At 41.6% G+C, this 16,901-nt stretch carries 12 protein-coding genes; 4 read left to right on the forward strand and 8 right to left on the reverse strand.

Annotation, left to right across the window (positions count from 1 at the left end; translation table 11 throughout):
* Window positions 1-1,199 (reverse strand): sulfotransferase (locus QUA99_RS00440; RefSeq protein ID WP_333460283.1); only part of this gene is annotated, 1,199 nt, incomplete at its 3' end.
* A 1,267-nt stretch (window positions 1,200-2,466) separates the two neighbouring features.
* Here QUA99_RS00440 and QUA99_RS00445 point away from each other — a divergent pair.
* The 4 genes from QUA99_RS00445 (at window position 2,467) to QUA99_RS00460 (ending at window position 10,103) form a co-directional block, all read left to right on the forward strand.
* Window positions 2,467-3,498 (forward strand): class I SAM-dependent methyltransferase, encoded by a 1,032-nt coding sequence (locus QUA99_RS00445; protein WP_333234455.1) that lies wholly within the window; start codon window positions 2,467-2,469, stop codon window positions 3,496-3,498.
* A 376-nt stretch (window positions 3,499-3,874) separates the two neighbouring features.
* Complete coding sequence (locus QUA99_RS00450) at window positions 3,875-4,576, forward strand: DUF1698 domain-containing protein (RefSeq protein ID WP_333234456.1); 702 nt, start codon at window positions 3,875-3,877, stop codon at window positions 4,574-4,576.
* A gap of 138 nt (window positions 4,577-4,714) precedes the next feature.
* Window positions 4,715-7,570 (forward strand): tetratricopeptide repeat protein, encoded by a 2,856-nt coding sequence (locus QUA99_RS00455; RefSeq protein ID WP_333234457.1) that lies wholly within the window; start codon window positions 4,715-4,717, stop codon window positions 7,568-7,570.
* Window positions 7,571-7,703: 133 nt separating this feature from the next.
* Window positions 7,704-10,103, forward strand: a complete 2,400-nt coding sequence (locus tag QUA99_RS00460; RefSeq protein ID WP_333234458.1) for a tetratricopeptide repeat protein — start codon at window positions 7,704-7,706, stop codon at window positions 10,101-10,103.
* Between the two features lie 5 nt (window positions 10,104-10,108).
* Here the strand turns inward: QUA99_RS00460 and QUA99_RS00465 are convergent, their stop codons facing one another.
* From QUA99_RS00465 to QUA99_RS00495, 7 genes are all read right to left on the reverse strand, one after another.
* Entirely contained in the window at window positions 10,109-10,873 is a 765-nt protein-coding gene (locus QUA99_RS00465) for a CmcI family methyltransferase (protein WP_333234459.1), read from the reverse strand.
* 53 nt (window positions 10,874-10,926) lie between these two features.
* Window positions 10,927-11,838, reverse strand: a complete 912-nt coding sequence (locus QUA99_RS00470; RefSeq protein WP_333234460.1) for an NAD(P)-dependent oxidoreductase — start codon at window positions 11,836-11,838, stop codon at window positions 10,927-10,929.
* On the reverse strand, window positions 11,835-12,368 hold the full coding sequence (rfbC, locus tag QUA99_RS00475; protein ID WP_333234461.1) for a dTDP-4-dehydrorhamnose 3,5-epimerase: 534 nt from the start codon (window positions 12,366-12,368) through the stop codon (window positions 11,835-11,837). The genes QUA99_RS00470 and rfbC overlap by 4 nt, the downstream gene beginning before the upstream one ends.
* Window positions 12,365-13,597 (reverse strand): class I SAM-dependent methyltransferase, encoded by a 1,233-nt coding sequence (locus QUA99_RS00480; RefSeq protein ID WP_333234462.1) that lies wholly within the window; start codon window positions 13,595-13,597, stop codon window positions 12,365-12,367. Before QUA99_RS00480 ends, rfbC begins: the two co-directional genes overlap by 4 nt.
* Before the next feature lie 67 nt (window positions 13,598-13,664).
* Window positions 13,665-14,663, reverse strand: a complete 999-nt coding sequence (locus tag QUA99_RS00485) for a GDP-mannose 4,6-dehydratase (RefSeq protein WP_333234463.1) — start codon at window positions 14,661-14,663, stop codon at window positions 13,665-13,667.
* A complete protein-coding gene (gene rfbF, locus QUA99_RS00490) occupies window positions 14,660-15,436 on the reverse strand; it encodes a glucose-1-phosphate cytidylyltransferase (RefSeq protein WP_333234464.1) in 777 nt (258 codons plus the stop codon). The genes QUA99_RS00485 and rfbF overlap by 4 nt, the downstream gene beginning before the upstream one ends.
* A 90-nt stretch (window positions 15,437-15,526) precedes the next feature.
* The gene (locus QUA99_RS00495; RefSeq protein WP_333234465.1) at window positions 15,527-16,486 is read right to left on the reverse strand and encodes a GDP-mannose 4,6-dehydratase; all 960 of its coding nucleotides are present in this window, start codon (window positions 16,484-16,486) and stop codon (window positions 15,527-15,529) included.
* Window positions 16,487-16,901: the final 415 nt, after the last annotated feature.

Below are 16,901 nucleotides of genomic sequence, written 5' to 3' on the forward strand. Positions count from 1 at the left end.
TGAGACTGGGATTGTTCTAACAAACCCTCTGTTTGGTGCAGTTGAGACTGGGATTGTTCTAACAAACCCTCTGTTTGTTGCAGTTGAGACTGGGATTGTTCTAACAAACCCTCTGTTTGTTGCAGTTGAGACTGAAAATGTGCCAGTAAACCCTCAGTCTGGTAAAGTTGAGATTGGCGTTGTTCTAACAAGTCCTCTGTTTGTTGCAGTTGAGATTGGCGTTGTTCTAACAAGTCCTCTGTTTGTTGCAGTTGAGATTGCGATTGTTCTAACAAGTTCTCTGTTTGTTGCAGTTGAGATTGCGATTGTTCTAATTGTTCTAATTGAGAACACAGGTTTTTATTTTCTTTTTCCAGTTTACATACATTCACCCAATCTCGAAAAGCCCAAACTCTATAAGGAGATGGTTTTATTAGTTCCCGCCATGATAAGTCAGGATTACTTTGTGGAAACCACGCTCTGGAGTCTAGCTCTTGGTATAAGTTTACAGCTTCGGGGAACTGAGACTCTATCAAACTCGGCCTGTAACTATCTAATCCTTGACTGCGAAATAACGAGGGGTCATAGATACTCGCATCCGGCGGGGCTAAATGAAGCTTGAATTTTTGGTTGATTGCTTCTATGGATGCAGCCGGGTTTTGAATGAGCGTTTTTGTGTTCACCAAAAGGCAGCGACTGGATGAGTGATTGTAGAAATTGATAATCTTCTGGTTGTAATGCTTCCAAAGTTTGACTGCTAATTCTGGCTGATCTTTAAACAAGCTATGATTTTGTCGATATAGAGATTCTACGACTTCCCAAGGCGATCTATAGATTAACAAGAAATTTGCTGACGGCAACAAATCCGCCCAAAATTCTAGAAAAAGAGTGGTTCTAGGTTCTTTCCAACCCCAAACGCTACTCACTGAAGCTTGGGCGACAATTTCTTTTGCTTCTTCTCTAAAACGGTCTTCTACTTCTATTTCTTCCTGCAAAGTCCAGCCATTTTCATCTACCCCTTGAGAAGCCAAGACTCTTCTGTGAAAATCATTAAAATCAAGATTTTCATAATAACCCTTGATATTGTTTTCATCGCCCTGTATCAATTTTCGTCCAATGTGCAAGCCCGCACTTTGCAGCACAGAAGCTGTTAATGAGCTACCCGAACGGTGCATACTAATTATTACCAGGATGTCTGATTTTGTGATATAATTTGTCATTTGTATAAACTCCTCCTAACTTGTAACCCTAAAAATTTTAACCAACATAATGTGATTTTCAAAAAAATCTTGAACACTGAGTTTATGCAAGATTAAAAATGTTTTCACTAATTAATTTTTTATAAAAAATTACATTTTTGTAAGAAACAAAACTTCTTCATTTTTTGGATAATTCCAATCACTTATTTAACTTATTGTCTACAATCTAAATTCTGCCTCTCTCTAATGGTTGCTGAGAAATCTATAGTAAAACCATTTGATTTGTAAACAATCGATTCAATGATCACAAGCGTTTCAGGTGGTTCTACATTCATGACTCAAATAGACTTGCTATATCACAATTTAGAGATTTTTTTGCTAATCGTCCGTAATAATCTCAAGCCGTCACTTTACCAAGGATATGACACTAGGATCCCTGTAAGGATGTTCCCGCACGTACCATGTATTATAGACGGTCTATCGCACTGAAACGATAGACCAATACGCACGATCGGCTAAACTAGAAAGGTCGGTCAGACTCTCTACCTGTGTTCGTAAGTGCCAATGAAATCAAGCGCTCGCCCCCAATGAACTCCCACTCAACTCAAGCCGTTGCTTTACCAAAGGTATCAGACTAAGACCCCTCTGAGGAGGTTCCCGCACGCACCAGGTATTATAGACGGGCGATCGCCCCCTTGCCCCAAGCCATCAAATTTACCATAAATATTATCCCAACAATAAACTCAGACGATCGCACTCAAGCGAGCAACAAATACGGGCGATCGGGTGAACTAGAAACGTCGATCAGTCTCTCTACCTCTGTTCGTAAGTGCCAATGAAATCAAGCGCTCGACCAATACGCCCGATCGCCCCCAATGAACTCAAGCCGTTGCTTTCCCAAGGATATCAGACTTCAGCCCTCTGAGGATGTTCCCGCAGGCACCAGGTATTATAGATGGGCGATCGCCCCCAAGCCCTAAGCCATCGAGCTTAACAATAGATCTTACCCCAAAAATCAACACACGAAGACGTTCGCACTCAATCGCTCGACCAACACGCGCGATCGGGTAAACTAGAAACGTCGATCGCATCCCCGTGCCATTGACTCAGGGCATAACTATAGCTTTTCTCATAAAGATGGAGTAGGCCGAAACCCTCTGTTGTCAAGCTTTTGAAGTTTAATTGTGTACCTCATCTACCCAAGAACCGCTATAATGTTGACCTCACTCTCACTGAGGATGACCCATTACTAAACTAACGAGAAAAAAAATAGTTACGGATAGACGCTATGACAATCGAGCAAGACGATAATTTAATCTTGGCGATAGACGACCATTCGTGGTCTGATGACTGCGGACTCAGAATCCAAGGATGGATTCTGAGCAAGCAAGAAGGAATGCTAGATGAAGTAGCAGTGTGCGTGGGAAATACTTGCGTGCCAATTACTACATGGTATCCCCGCCCTGATGTGGCCACAACGTTTCCTCAATACTACAGTGATAACTGTGGTTTTGTTGTGAACCTGGATTATACCGACAAAGGTCGAGTCATCTTTGAGGCTAAAATTCAAGGAAAAATATTGACTAAAAGCGTAGCCATAGGTGAAACAATAGAGGCTCCTCATAGAACTATTGTTACCGAAGAAAATGAGGTGCCCAAGCAATATTTTAAGCTCGATCTAGGCTGTGGTTCCAACAAACAACCAGGAACTTTGGGGTTAGATATCATCAACCAATCAGGAGTGGACTATGTAATAGATTTGCAGAATGAGAAGTTGCCATTTCCCAACCGGAGCGTAGATTATGTCTACTCTGCTCATTTCTTGGAACATCTGACTCCACCTGCACCCATACCTATATTCCAAGAAATTAACCGTGTTTGTACTGAGGGAGCGCATTTAGAGTTTTGGACCCCCTTCATGTGGCACAACGCAGGATTTATTTTCGGACATACGCAATACTATAATGAAGATCACTATATGCACCTGTGCGTATGGTTCTCCGAATTTTGGGAAAAAGGTCTTGGGGCTAGATGGCTTCTCAAGGAATTCGTCTACGTTGTAGATCCAGAAGTTTTAATAGATCTGCACAATAACAAAGTTAAGCTTGAATTTGCTATCAAGTATTATAAAGGTGTTGTAAGAGAATTTGGAGTTATAATCGAAGTTCGTCACGACTATAAAGGAGAGACTATATATCCTAAACGTACCTTTACTACAGAGCGGCATAAAGAACGACATATGCTGCAATTTTATTCCCAAACGATTGATGAAGAAAAAGAGTTGCAGCAAGCAATCAATTGGTTTTCAGGAAATGAATAGAACAGCTTGGCCAGATAAAAAACTGTAACTCATTTAAAAGAAAAAATGAATAATTTGAGGTATGTAACAGGCAAAAAAAACAAATCCGACTTAGAAGGGGTGCAGTGATGAATCTTGCTCCGATGACTGTGCAATAAATATTACTTCAAAAATAAGTAAAAAAAGGGAACTCAAGCGCTAAAATAACACCCGCGTTAGAGTCAACTACAAGGGGCGATCGCCATGTCTCAAAACTAATTGTAAATTCACTTAACCTGTAGCAAAACGCAACTGTATGGAAATTCTGGATTCTTATATAAAGTTGGCGCCGAGCAGCCAGAACGCGCTGAATATTTTCAAAGGTGAGTGGGCATCTAGATTTCCCGGGAATTCGTCATTGGTAGCTGGAACAGTTCCACTGTTTGAAGATAACCGCATCACCTGGGCGGTTGACCAATTAACGGGAGTTCAAGGGAAAGATATTGTTGAACTCGGACCTCTCGAAGCCGGACACACCTATATGCTGGAAAAACTGGGAGCTGCTTCAATTACAGCAGTTGAGGCAAACAGCCGCGCCTATCTAAAATGCCTGATTGTGAAAGAAGTTATGGAACTTCAAAAAGCGCATTTCCTGTACGGAGACTGTGTAGAATACCTGCGGACAAGTCAGAGGAAATTTGATGTTTGCTTGGCTAGCGGTATTCTTTACCACATGGCTAACCCCGTAGAGCTAATTTCTTTGATTGCTAAAGCCTCAGACCAAGTATTTATTTGGACTCACTATTACGACGGCGATATTATCCACAACCAACCTCACCTCAGTCCCAAGTTTACGGCGCAAATAGCGACTGAGTACGACGGATTTAATTACACAGCATACCGCCAAGAATATCAAGTAGCGCTAGAGTATGCTGGCTTCTGCGGAGGTAGCAGTGCCTTTAGCCACTGGCTGAGTCGCGAGGATATCTTATCGTGTTTGAAGTATTTTGGCTTAACTGATATTCATGTTAATTTTGAGCAGCTAGACCATGCTAACGGGCCGTGCTTTGCCTTAGTAGCGATGCGGCCTGGATCGTCCCCAAGGAATGCTAATTTTTAGTAGAGGCGGGTTTAACCAAAGATATATTGGCTTGGTCAAAATATCGGAAACCCGCCCTCCCGGGAACCCACTCAGTTTCAACTGATAATTTAATATTTGTATATAAAAAGTAATCGCAGATATAAGGATGATACAGCTATGAGCGAATTCCACAAGGAGCGGCAATTGCAAGAGGAAGGTAATCTAGAAGAAGCGATCGCTGCTTACCATCGGAAACTCGAGCTAAATAGCGACGATCCCTGGACACACCACCACATGGGAGAAACCTTCGCGAAACTGAATCGATGGGATGAAGCCGTCGCCGCCTACCGTCATGCAATAGAACTCAAACCAGATTTTTGTTGGAGTTACCACCACTTAGGGGATGCCCTAGCGCAACAGCAACAGTGGGAAGAATCGGCTACAGCATTCCGCAAGGCGATTGAACTCAATCCCGAGCATTTTGGAACTTACGTGGGGCTAGGTAATAGTTTAGTAAAATTGGGCCAACTAGATCGGGCGATCGCTGCTTACCGCCGTGCAAGTGAGTTGAACCCTGATGCTGATTGGATTCATTCTGCCTTGGCTAATGTACTGCAACAGCGAAATCAGTCCGCTTTAGCAGAAGCGATCACCTCCTACCGCCACATTATAGAACTCAATCCAGACAACGTAGAAGCTTATCACAATCTTTCGCAAATTCTACCCGATAACTGGGAAGTCTGGTTGCAGTTAGGAAATACTTTGGTAGAGCAGGGAAGACTAGATGAGGCGATCGCCACATATCGTCGTGCTCTAGAACTGAATCCTGAAGCCTATGAATGTCACCATCAGCTAGGGGAAGCTATCTATCAGCGGGTAATGGAAAACCCAGAAACCTTTTTTTCTCAATACAATCTGGCTAAGAATCCTCATAAACACTACCAACTATTTGACCCAGAATTACCGTTCGTCTGTTTCCTCAATGACCAAGCCTTTTTGCAAGCTACCGCCCACCTGGATGATGCTACTTATACAGTGGAATGGTACAGAGTTTACCTAAGACGGTTTCTTTCGGAAGCGGAAAAACAAGGTTGCATTAATTGGCTACAAACTCCGGGCCATAGTCGGGAATTGGGGTTAAAAGTTTGGCGAGAAACCTTAGCAGAATTTCAGACTTTGCTAAAACTTTCCTTCACGATAGTTGGTTTAGAAGAGGCGGTCAAGTGTTATCATCGTGTCCTTGAATTGTATCCCAATCATCATTCATCATATTATCGCTTAGCAGAAGTGTTTACCGCACAATGCCAACATGAGCAAGCTCTCGTTCTCTACCATAAATTAAGTCTCAAGTTAGCTGAAGAGGGCAAGATAGTAGAAGCAGTAGCCTGTTTTCAACAAGCCACCCATCCGCCCCTTCACGAAGGAAAGATGTACGAGATGCTTTGGCGAGGATTAAATCAATTGGCTCCTCTGGAAGCCTCAGATTCCTATTATCCCACTGACCTTCAACCTGAAGCTATTGAACAATACTTCCGTGAAACCAGTCAATATACTATTATGAACCTTTCGTGTTTAACCGAAGAAGACAAAGCTCTCCTAGAAAAAAATGGATTTTTACTAACAAATTTGCAGTTAATTGCCCAAGATAATCTAACCTTAGAAGAAATATATATTAATTATTTTTGTGAAAATAAAAATAGTATGCTTTCTCAACAATTACCCAAGCAAAATAATTATCAATTTATATATCAATCCCATTTGAATCAACCGAATATTTATCAACAAAGTATCGTGGAAACAGGTTATATTTATTCAGTTTGCCCGTTGAGTGGTCAGGTTATCAGGTCAGAGCAATCCTTTTATGATGTAGCATGGCTACCCATGATGAGTTATCGGTTTGTTGGCTGTGAAATTTATTATTTAATCGTTGGACACTTTTGGGGTCCAAAAATGTTTATTTATTTTCCCCGTTTAGAGCTCATTATTCACCTCAATCCATTTGTCCAAGGTTCTGAACAAGCAATTATTAACCGATTAAAAAGCTATATGGTTAGTTGTTGGGAACACACCCTCAAATATATCTCAAAACCCCAGAAAAAAGGCGTAGTGGCAATTTTAGGCTTACTGACGAACATAGGACACTATTTTTGGAATGAAGTAACAGGACTTCAATTTTTGTCCGATAATGGTCTTTTGGATAAACTAGATAAAATATTAATCGAACCAAATGAGTATTTTAATGTCGCGGATGCTTTCCCCGAAATTGCTGACAAGATAATCAGAATTTCGGATAAAAAAAGTATGTTTAAGGATATTATAGAAAATAATTATTTAGCCGTTAGAGTTGACAATGTTTTTGTTAGAGAAACACTGGCAACTAGGATATACGAGGGTTCCTTAAAAAGGTGTTCTCCACAATTCTTAGCTCAAGTAGAGGGAGCAAAAAACAAACACTTTCCTTTGCTGTGGTTTGGTCTTCGCAGCCATGACAAATCTTGGGTTTCTCAAGTAGAAGGAATCGTTAATATTATCAAAAGTCTCGCCGTGGATTTTCCGACTCTAGGAGTTGTCTTGGATGGTTGGTCTCGGATTGAAAGAGAGGATGAGCGTGGAGAGTTAATGATTGCTAAGGATAAAGCCACGGAGCAAGAAATTTTAGAAATTTTACCACCTGATATTCAGGCTTATAGTACAATTGGTAGCATGAGCTATGAGAAAGTTGTCTGGGCTTATGCTATTGATTTATATGTTATACCACTTTCATCAGGAAGTACCGCCGTTTCATGGATTGCTAATAAACCAGGTGTGATGCACGCAAACAGTTCAATAAATACAGAACCTCTCAGAGAACAAGTAACTTATAGTCGCGAAAATGTCGTACCTCCGGTCTTTGTGCCTGTTGAGTGTATCGTCGATCAACAAGCTTCACCTTATATTTTGTCAGTAGCCTGTCAAAATTATGATTTCGATTGGAGAATTGTTTACAATGAAACTCTGAAAATTATCAATTCGTTGAACCTGAACAGAGCTTAATTGTTCGTGGAAAGTAAGGTAACAAATATCAACTTTTCTTACGATCATAAACAATAACTACTCAGAGAAATTTAGAGTCTGTGTCGGAAAACTCAACTCCTAAAAATCGTTAGATCCTAAAAAGGAAAGTAAGATGAACTCAGAAATTACTGTAACAGAAGTCAACAAGGCAAACCAACTGCAACAAGAAGGCCAACTAGAGGAAGCGATCGCTGTCTATCGCGGATTGACTGAAAAACTTTACCAGCAGTTAGGAAAACTCCTATCACAACAAAAAAATTGGGATGAGGCGATAGCCACATATCGTCGCGCCCTGGAACTGAATCCTGAAGCCTATGAATCTCACCATCAGCTAGGCGAGGCTATATATCAGCGGGTAATGGAAAACCCAGAAACCTTTTTCGATCGATACAACCTCGCTGAGATTCCCCATAAAGACTATCAACTATTTGACCCAGAATTACCGTTTGTCTGTTTCCTCAATGACCCAGCCTTTTTGCAAGCTACCGCCCACCTCGATGATGCTGCTTATACAGTCGAATGGTACAGAGTTTATCTGAGACGTTCTCTTTCTGAACCTGAAAAACAAGCTTGTATTCAGTGGTTACAAACTCCGGATCACAGTCGGGAACTGGGGCTAAGAATTTGGCGGCAGGATTTAGCGGAATTTCAGACGTTGTTGAAAAGTTCCTACATGACCGTTGGTTTAGAAGAAGCTGTCAATTGTTATCGTCGTGCCATTGAATTATACCCCTGTCATCACCCCTTCTACAATAGTTTAGTAGAAGCATTGACAAAACAAGGGAAACGTGAGGAAGCAATCAGTATTTATCATCAGCTAGCTATTCGTTTGGGAGAAGCCAACCGAATGAAGGAGGCCACAGCTTGTTTCCAAAATATTCCCAGTATTCTCTTAAATGACGCACCCAAAATATACACTTTAATATGGAATGGATTAAATGAGTTAAGACCGCTTGATACAGTAAATCTGTATTACCCATCTGAAATAAGTCAAAAATCAGCCTATGAATATTTTGTCAATAGCAGTCAATATACATTTGTTAATCTTTGGTGTTTAAGTGATTCAGAGCAATCGCTTTTGCAAAATCTAGGTTTATCTATAGAGAACTTAGGCTTAATTAAGCAAGACAATATTACTTTGGAGGAAATTTATCTCAATAGTTTTGACGAAAGCGAAGGATTTCAGCTTTCAAGAAAGGTAAAAAGACATCCAAAAATGTCTCGCTATTTTCAGTGGGAAAAAGCTATTAATTTACAGCAAAGTATAGTAGAAACAGGTTTTGTATATTCAGTCTGCCCTTTCACTGGCAAGATTCTGCGTTCAAATCAATCATTTTATGTGGAACCATTTATATTATATCGTTTTGTTGGCAAGGAAGTATTTTATTTAATTTATGGTGATTGGATGGGAAGCAAGCAGTGTATTTATTTACCCAACCAAGAACTGATGATTATTTTGGACAACTTTCCTATGGCAAATTTTACTGGTGTAATTAATTTATTCAAAAGTTATGCTTTGAGTAATTGGCAAAAATTTCACTCCTATCTTTCTCAAAACAATAAAAATATTTGTGCTGTTTTAGGTATATCCTATAATGTAGGACATTATGTCTGGAATGAATTGTCAGGAATTTACTATTTGTATAAAAATGGATCCCTCAATAATATTGATAAATTTTTGATAGGTTGCCATGAATATATTCTGGTTGACGATCTTTTTCCAAACATCCCGTCCGATAAAATTATTCGTGTAGATAGCCCTAATGTGGATAGCTTGAATGAGATTTTTTTTAAAAAAATTCTAGAAGATAATTTATTCGCAGTGCGACTCACAGACACTTTTATAGAAAAAGAACTAGCCAACAACATCTATCAAATTTCTGTTAAAAAATGTTCTCAACATTTTTTAGAAAAAGTAGGAACTGCCAATAATCACTTTCCTTTACTATGGATTACACTTAGGAACTATAAAAGAACTTGGTTCTCTCAAATAGAAGGTACAGCCAACATCATTAAAAGCCTGCATGCAATTTTTCCTAACTTAGCTGTTGTATTTGATGGTTGGTCTGTACCTGAAAGGGATAAACAGAATGCCTCAAATGAGACTTCTATCAAGGCATTAGAGCAAGATTGTTTGCAACCTATTCTCAATCTGCTTCCGCCTGAAATTAAAACTTACAACACCATCGGTCATCCCATTTATGAAACTATTGTCTGGGCTGAAGCAATCGATCTTTATGCAGTACCATTTGGAACAGGAATGACTTTCGTAACCTGGATAGCAAGCAAGCCTGGGGTAGGTCATGGAAATAAGGCTTACTATGATGCGGTTGAAGACTCATTTTCACCTGTTTATCGAGAAAACGCTGTACCCCCAGTGTTAATATCTAAAGAATATATCATTGAGGATGAGAATAACCCTGATGCAACGACTCGCAATTATGATTGTGATTGGCAAGTGATTTACAATGAACTGATGCAAATCTTACAAAACTTGCCAAAACGAGTCTAAATTTGTTATTTTCGCTTTAACCAAGCCCCTGGCCAGTGAGTCACATTCTCTGTCAAATCGCTCTCGCTAAACGGCCATTTAGGTTGCTCCAACATAAACTCAGGATGCTTTTGTGCAAACTCCGCAGCCGCCGCAGTAGGATGATCCCACTTCCACTCAGGATTCCCCCGTGGCACATCATCCAAATCCTTCATAATCCCATCGGTGGCAATTATATAAGAGCCGGGTGTTACAAAACTGCAATAAGCCTCTAACTCGTCAGCAACGTGCTGTTTTGTGTGACACGAGTCCAGACTAACCAAGACAGTCTCCCCTGGATTTACCAGTTTTTTAACTTGCTCTACTATACTGGTATCTGTAGAACTGCCTTCCACTAAAGTAATGAACGATGACAGTTCGTGTTCCTCTATAGCCTTGCGATTGTGGGGGCGAATTTCAATATCAACTCCTACAACCCTACCCTTGCCCATTGCTTTAAAAAGGCTAGCATAATAAATTAGGGAGCCTCCGTGAGCCACCCCAGTTTCAATAATTACATCGGGTTTAACCTGATAGATAACTTCCTGAATCCGAATCATGTCTTCGGGAAGCTGAATTATTGGTCTTCCCATCCAGCTAAATGTATAGGTGTATTTTTGATTCCATCCTAATTTCAGCCAGTAGTGAGAAATGAGTTCAAAAGCTTCCTTAGAATAGAGCGGGATAGTTTGACACTCACCGTCTATTTCTTGAATCACTTTTTGGGCGTCTGTATCTAACGTTAATTTCATGATTTTCCCTAGTTATAATTAGATTGAGGTAACGAATCTTAGACAGCATTTTTTTATGACAAAAGCTGTTTTTCCCACCAGATTATAGCTTGCCTTAATCCGATTTCCAAATTAAACTTGGGTAGCCAACCCACCTCATTCGATAAACGGGTCACATCAGCCACTAACAAAGGTGCTTCTTTCGGAGCAGACGGAATAGCACCTAACTGCACTAAATCAGATCGCCCGATTACATCCGCTATTTTATAGACAACATCTTTAATCGCGATCGGCTGTCCCGATCCAATATTAACAGCACCCGTCACCTCACTCTCCAAAAGAGCCACAAAAGCATCAGCCACATCCTGTACATACATAAAATCCCGGATTTGATTACCGTGAGAGCAGCGAGCAGGCTCTCCCTTTAACAGAGCAAGAATCACTGAAGAAACCAGCCGATTTCGGTACTCGTAAGCACCGTAGGGAAAGAAAATACGTCCCCAAGCATTGCTGAGACTTGTAGTCTCGGAATAGGAACTCACTATATCCTGCAAAGCTTTTTTACAAATACCGTAGGGAGTATCTGGATTTCTCGGCGTGACAAATTCCGAGCAATAACCATACTTCCAATCATACTCGGCGCAGGTTCCACCCATCACTAATCTCTCGCCACCTTGCTCTCGAAATTGCCTCAATAATTCCAAACTTGCCTGCACCCACAAAAAGTTATCTTCAGATTTCCAATATTGACCGGGTACAGTATAACACCAGGCAAAGTGCAACAAATGTGTTGGCTTTACTTGACAAACTAACTCTTTAATGGATGTATTATCTAACAAATTTGCCAGATGCCACGTACAGTCAGAACTTAAAGTCGGCAAAGTCTTAGAAGCGACAGCATGAACCTCGAAGCCGCGTTCCACCAGCGTCTTGAGCGAGTGTCTGCCAACAAAACCCCCTGCCCCCGTAACCAGGACTTTTTTCATAGCACAAAATCCGGGAAATTTCGATCTTTTTCCGAAATCACGCGCTGAGATATCTCCGGCCAATCAATACTAAAAGTCGGATCATCCCACCGTACTCCCCTTGCTAATTCTGAGTAATAAAACTCCGACATTTGGTAAAAAACTTCCGTATTATCTGCCAAAGTTTGACAGCCGTGAGCCAGACCTTCAGGAATATATATCATCTTGCGATTTTCAGAGTTTAGCTCTACTGCAAACCACTCTTTAAAAGTATGAGAATCGGGACGCAAATCTATAATTACATCATAAATTCCCCCTTTGATACATCTAACCAACTTCGCTTCCGCGTGAGGTGTAGTCTGGTAGTGCATCCCACGCAAAGTACCTTTCTTCAAGTTAAAAGAAATATTGCACTGCACTAGGTTAGGATTCAAACCATGTTCTGCAAACTCCTTTTGACACCAACTGCGGGCGAAAAATCCCCTCTCATCTGCTATGGGTTCCACATCAATAACATAAGCTCCCTTAAGCTTTGTTTCAGTAAACTTCACGCGATTACCTCCACTTGAGGAATCAGCACCACAAACTTACCTCCCCACTCGCGGATATAATCCATCTGACTTACTATCTCATCTTTAATGTTCCAAGGCAAGATCACCAAATAATCTGGCTTAGTCTCCCGAATTTGAGCTGGATGATATATCGGAATCTGAGTGCCCGGCAAAAACAAACCCTGCTTGTGCGGGCTTAAATCCACCGTATAATCAATCAAATCCGTGCGGATACCGCAATAGTTCAGCAGCGTATTAGCCTTAGCGGGAGCTCCGTAACCCGCAATTGATTTGCCATGGTTTTTGGCATCAATTAGGAAACTGAGCATTTGACGTTTAGTAGACTTAACCTGTTCGCCAAATCCTACATAAATTTCAATCTGATTTAGCCCTGCTTGCACTTCCTTAGCTTTCAGTTGGGAAATGCGATCGCCAACTGCTATACTCTCAAAATCCTCATGCCTCCCGTAAATCCGCAGAGAACCCCCGTGCGTGGGTATTTCCTCCACATCAAACAAAGTTAAACCGTGACTTGCAAAAACTTTCTCAACCGTTAACAAGGAAAAATAAGAGAAATGCTCGTGGTAAATCGTGTCAAACAGATTGTCCTGAATTAATTGCAATACATGAGGAAACTCCATTGTCAAGACGCCGTTTGGTTTCAGGAGAATTTTCATCCCCGCCACAAAATCATTCAGATCAGGCACATGAGCCAACACATTATTGCCCAGCAACAAATCTGCCTGTGTGCCTTCATAAAACAACTCTTTCGCCGTTTCCACGCCAAAAAACTTGACTAAAGTGGGAATTCCTTTTTCCTCAGCCACCTTAGCTACATTTGCAGCAGGTTCAATCCCCAATACGGGAATTCCTTTCTGCTGAAAATACTGAAGTAAATAGCCATCATTGCTAGCAAGTTCAACTACCTGAGTGTTTGCGTCAAATCCAAAGCGCTCCACCATCACATCAGTGTAATTTTTGGCGTGGCGCAGCCAAGAGTCTGAATAGGAAGAAAAATAAGCATAATCGCTAAAGATGCTATCCGGGGATTCAAACTCTTCTAACTGCACTAAAAAACAATTAGCACAGACATAAGTATGAAGTGGATAGAATTTCTCTGCACAATTCAGATGCTGTTGAGATAGAAAAGCATTCGCCAGCGGCGACATCCCCAGATTGACAAAAGTATGCTCCAATGGGTGACTGCAAAAACGACATTTAGATGGCACCGAATTAGCCCCCTTGACTATCAAATAAGAAAAAGAAAATTAAAACCCGAGTCACAGAAATCCTCAATCACACGCTGATGACACAGGTGTTTTCCTCCATCAAAAAGTTTCGATACCACTCTATTGTTTCTTTCAACCCTTCATCTAGAGGATACTTAGATTCCCAACCGAGCATTTTTCGCGCCTTATCTGCCGAGAGATACTGATGTTTGATTTCATTCTTCGCCCGATTCAATACGACAGGCTCTAAATGAGTTTTGTCCATCAATTCCAAAACCTTATCTACCATGCCCCGCACAGAAATTTGCAACTCGTTGCTAAAATTAAACGCCTCTCCCAAAACTTCTTCCCTGTCCATTTGCTCGGCCAAATGCAGATAAGCTAAAACTCCATCTTTCGCATAGAAATAGTCCCGAATAAAAGTACCATCACTGCGAATGACTACCGGCTTGTCTCGTAATGCCGATCGAATAGTAGACGGAACGATCCGATTAAAATTCAAGTCTCCACCGCCGTAAAAGTTGCCGCAGCGAGTAATGCACACCGGCAAACCGTAACTGACGTAGTAAGCCCGACTGATTAAATCAGCGCAGCTTTTAGAAACATCGTAAGGGTGTTCCCCTTGCAGAGGAGTTGTTTCGCTGTAAGGCAACACAAGCTGGTCTCCATAGGCTTTATCGCTCGATGCTATGACAATGCGACTGACACCTCCAACCCGGCGACAAGCTTCTAGAATATTCCAAGTGCCTTTAATATTCGTTTCAAAAGTTGCCAGCGGCTCTCTATTTGCAACTCCCACAATTGTCTGAGCTGCTAAGTGAAACACTGTATCTACTTCATACTCATTAATCGCTCGTTCTACCGTTGACAAATCTTCGACACAACCGCGAACGATATTAATTTGCCGATACCACTCTCCAGCATAAAGTCGGGATTGTGGCACCAAATCACGGACTAATCCTGTTACCAAGGCTCCTCTTTCCAGCAACTCAGCCACTAACCAGTTACCCAAAAGCCCAGTGCAGCCTGTCACCAATACCGATCGATCGCGCCAAAACTCACTCATTCCCACACCCTCCAAGGAGCCTCTCCATTATCCCAAAGTTCATTCAAATATTTATACTCGCGGTAAGTATCCATCGCAAAAAAGAAACCTTCGTGGCGGTACGCCATCAATTGTCCCTGGACCGCTAACCGTTCTAGAGGTTCCCGTTCTAAAAAACAATCATCCCCGCTCAAATCCTCAAATATGCTGCGGTGAAGTACCAAAAATCCCGCACTAGCCCAGCCATCTATTTGAGGTTTTTCGGTGAATTCCAGAACTTTGCCTTGCTTGTCCACATCTAAAATACCATATCGAGATATCGGACGCACTGTACTAACAGTTGCCAGCTTACCGTGAGACTTGTGAAAATCCACCAGCGCCCCAATATCGATATCAGCAACTCCATCACCGTAGGTCACCATAAAGGTATCATCAGTAATGTATTTCTCCACACGTTTCACCCGCCCCCCAGTCATGGTGTCCGGGCCTGTTTCTGCCAGTGTCACCTTAAAATCTTGCTCGCGGTGCTCCTCGTGATAGGTAATCTGATTTTGGCGGCCCAGGCAAATAGTAAAATCATTATTCATGGCTTCATAATTCAGGAAATATTCCTTAATCATGTTGCCGCGATAGCCCAAACACACAATAAACTCGCGAAAACCGTAATGGGCATAGGTTTTCATAATATGCCAGAGAATCGGATATCCGCCCACATCTACTAGCGGCTTAGGACGAAATTCTGTTTCTTCTCGGAGACGTGTCCCCAAACCGCCGGCTAATATAACTACTTGCATGGTTTAACATCTTGAAAATTGTACACAACCGCCGATCGTTCACAACAGGTATTGATTGCAAACCAAGAACTATCTTTTCTGAAAAAATCCTCAAACGTTAGCCCTCCTGGCCTCTACCATCATCCGCACCACATCGGGCATTTTATATTTTGCCTCCCAGCCCAATTTTTCTTTTGCCTTACTCGGATTTCCCCTCCCAACAGCAATCTCTGTCGGTCTGTAAAGACTCGCATCGGTTACTAAATGTTCCTGCCAATCCAAACCCGCAGAAACAAACGCTGTCTGCACAAACTTCTCCAAAGGATAACTTACACCCGTGGCAATTACATAATCATCCGGTTCTTCCTGCTGCAACATCAAATACATCGCCTCCACATATTCCGGCGCCCAACCCCAGTCCCGCTGCACTGAAATATTTCCTAAATGCAGTTTTTCGGAACTACCCGCAGCAATTCGGCACACAACAGATACAATTTTTTGGGTAACAAACCTCTCCGGCCGCAGCGGCGATTCGTGATTGAACAGAATACCAGAACACGCAAACAAATTGTACGCTTCCCGATAATTCGCTACTTCCCAAAATGCGGTTGCTTTCGCTACCGCGTAAGGGCTTCTGGGGCGAAAAGGCGTATTTTCATCCGCTGCACTGCCTCCGGTATCCCCAAAACATTCGCTGGAACTGGCATTATAAAGTTTAATTGTTCCGCCTGTAAACCGAATTGCTTCTAACAGATTTAATGTTCCTGTGGCAATGCTTTCGAGGGTTTCTACGGGTTGTTCAAAAGACAGACCGACGGAACTTTGACCTGCTAGATTGTACACTTCGTCGGGCTGAATTTTCGCTAGTACCTGCAGGACGCTGCGAAAATCGTTGAGAGACATGGATTCTAGTTTTACTCTGTCTCGGATGCCCAAACGGGCCAGGTTTCCGAAACTAGAAATTTGGGCGTCCCTAGAGGTGCCGCAAACTTCATAACCTCGATCGAGCAAAAGTTTAGCTAAATAAGCTCCGTCTTGACCTGATATACCGCTAATTAACGCTTTTTTCATATCAGATTTTGCTTTGAAAACTACACGGTAGCTGTTGCTATTTTTTCAGGTTTTTAACTTTTATAGTCGTAATTTTTATTATTTTTAATATTTGGGATTTTCCGAGGAATGACCAGAGCAAGTTTAAGCGGTTACTCCAAACAAACAACAAATTTATCATCAAGCAGACCCGAAAGCCCGATCGAAGTATTGTTGCAAAAAGTTCGATCGATAGCTGGCAGTAGCAGCATAAGGATATCGCAGGGACACGGCACTGCCATGTCCCTACGATATTTCATTTTGTACTCGCCAACTATCGACTGCCAAAAGTCTCTACCGCTCGAAAACAGAAATAACCAGTCAGCTAGAAATCGACTCAAAAGTACAAAATATCAGCATTTTTACCTTCTGCCGAATGACTGATGCCTTCTGCCTT

Origin of the sequence: Microcoleus sp. F10-B2 (genome assembly GCF_036704965.1) — a bacterium.
Classification (GTDB): Bacteria; Cyanobacteriota; Cyanobacteriia; order Cyanobacteriales; family Microcoleaceae; genus Microcoleus.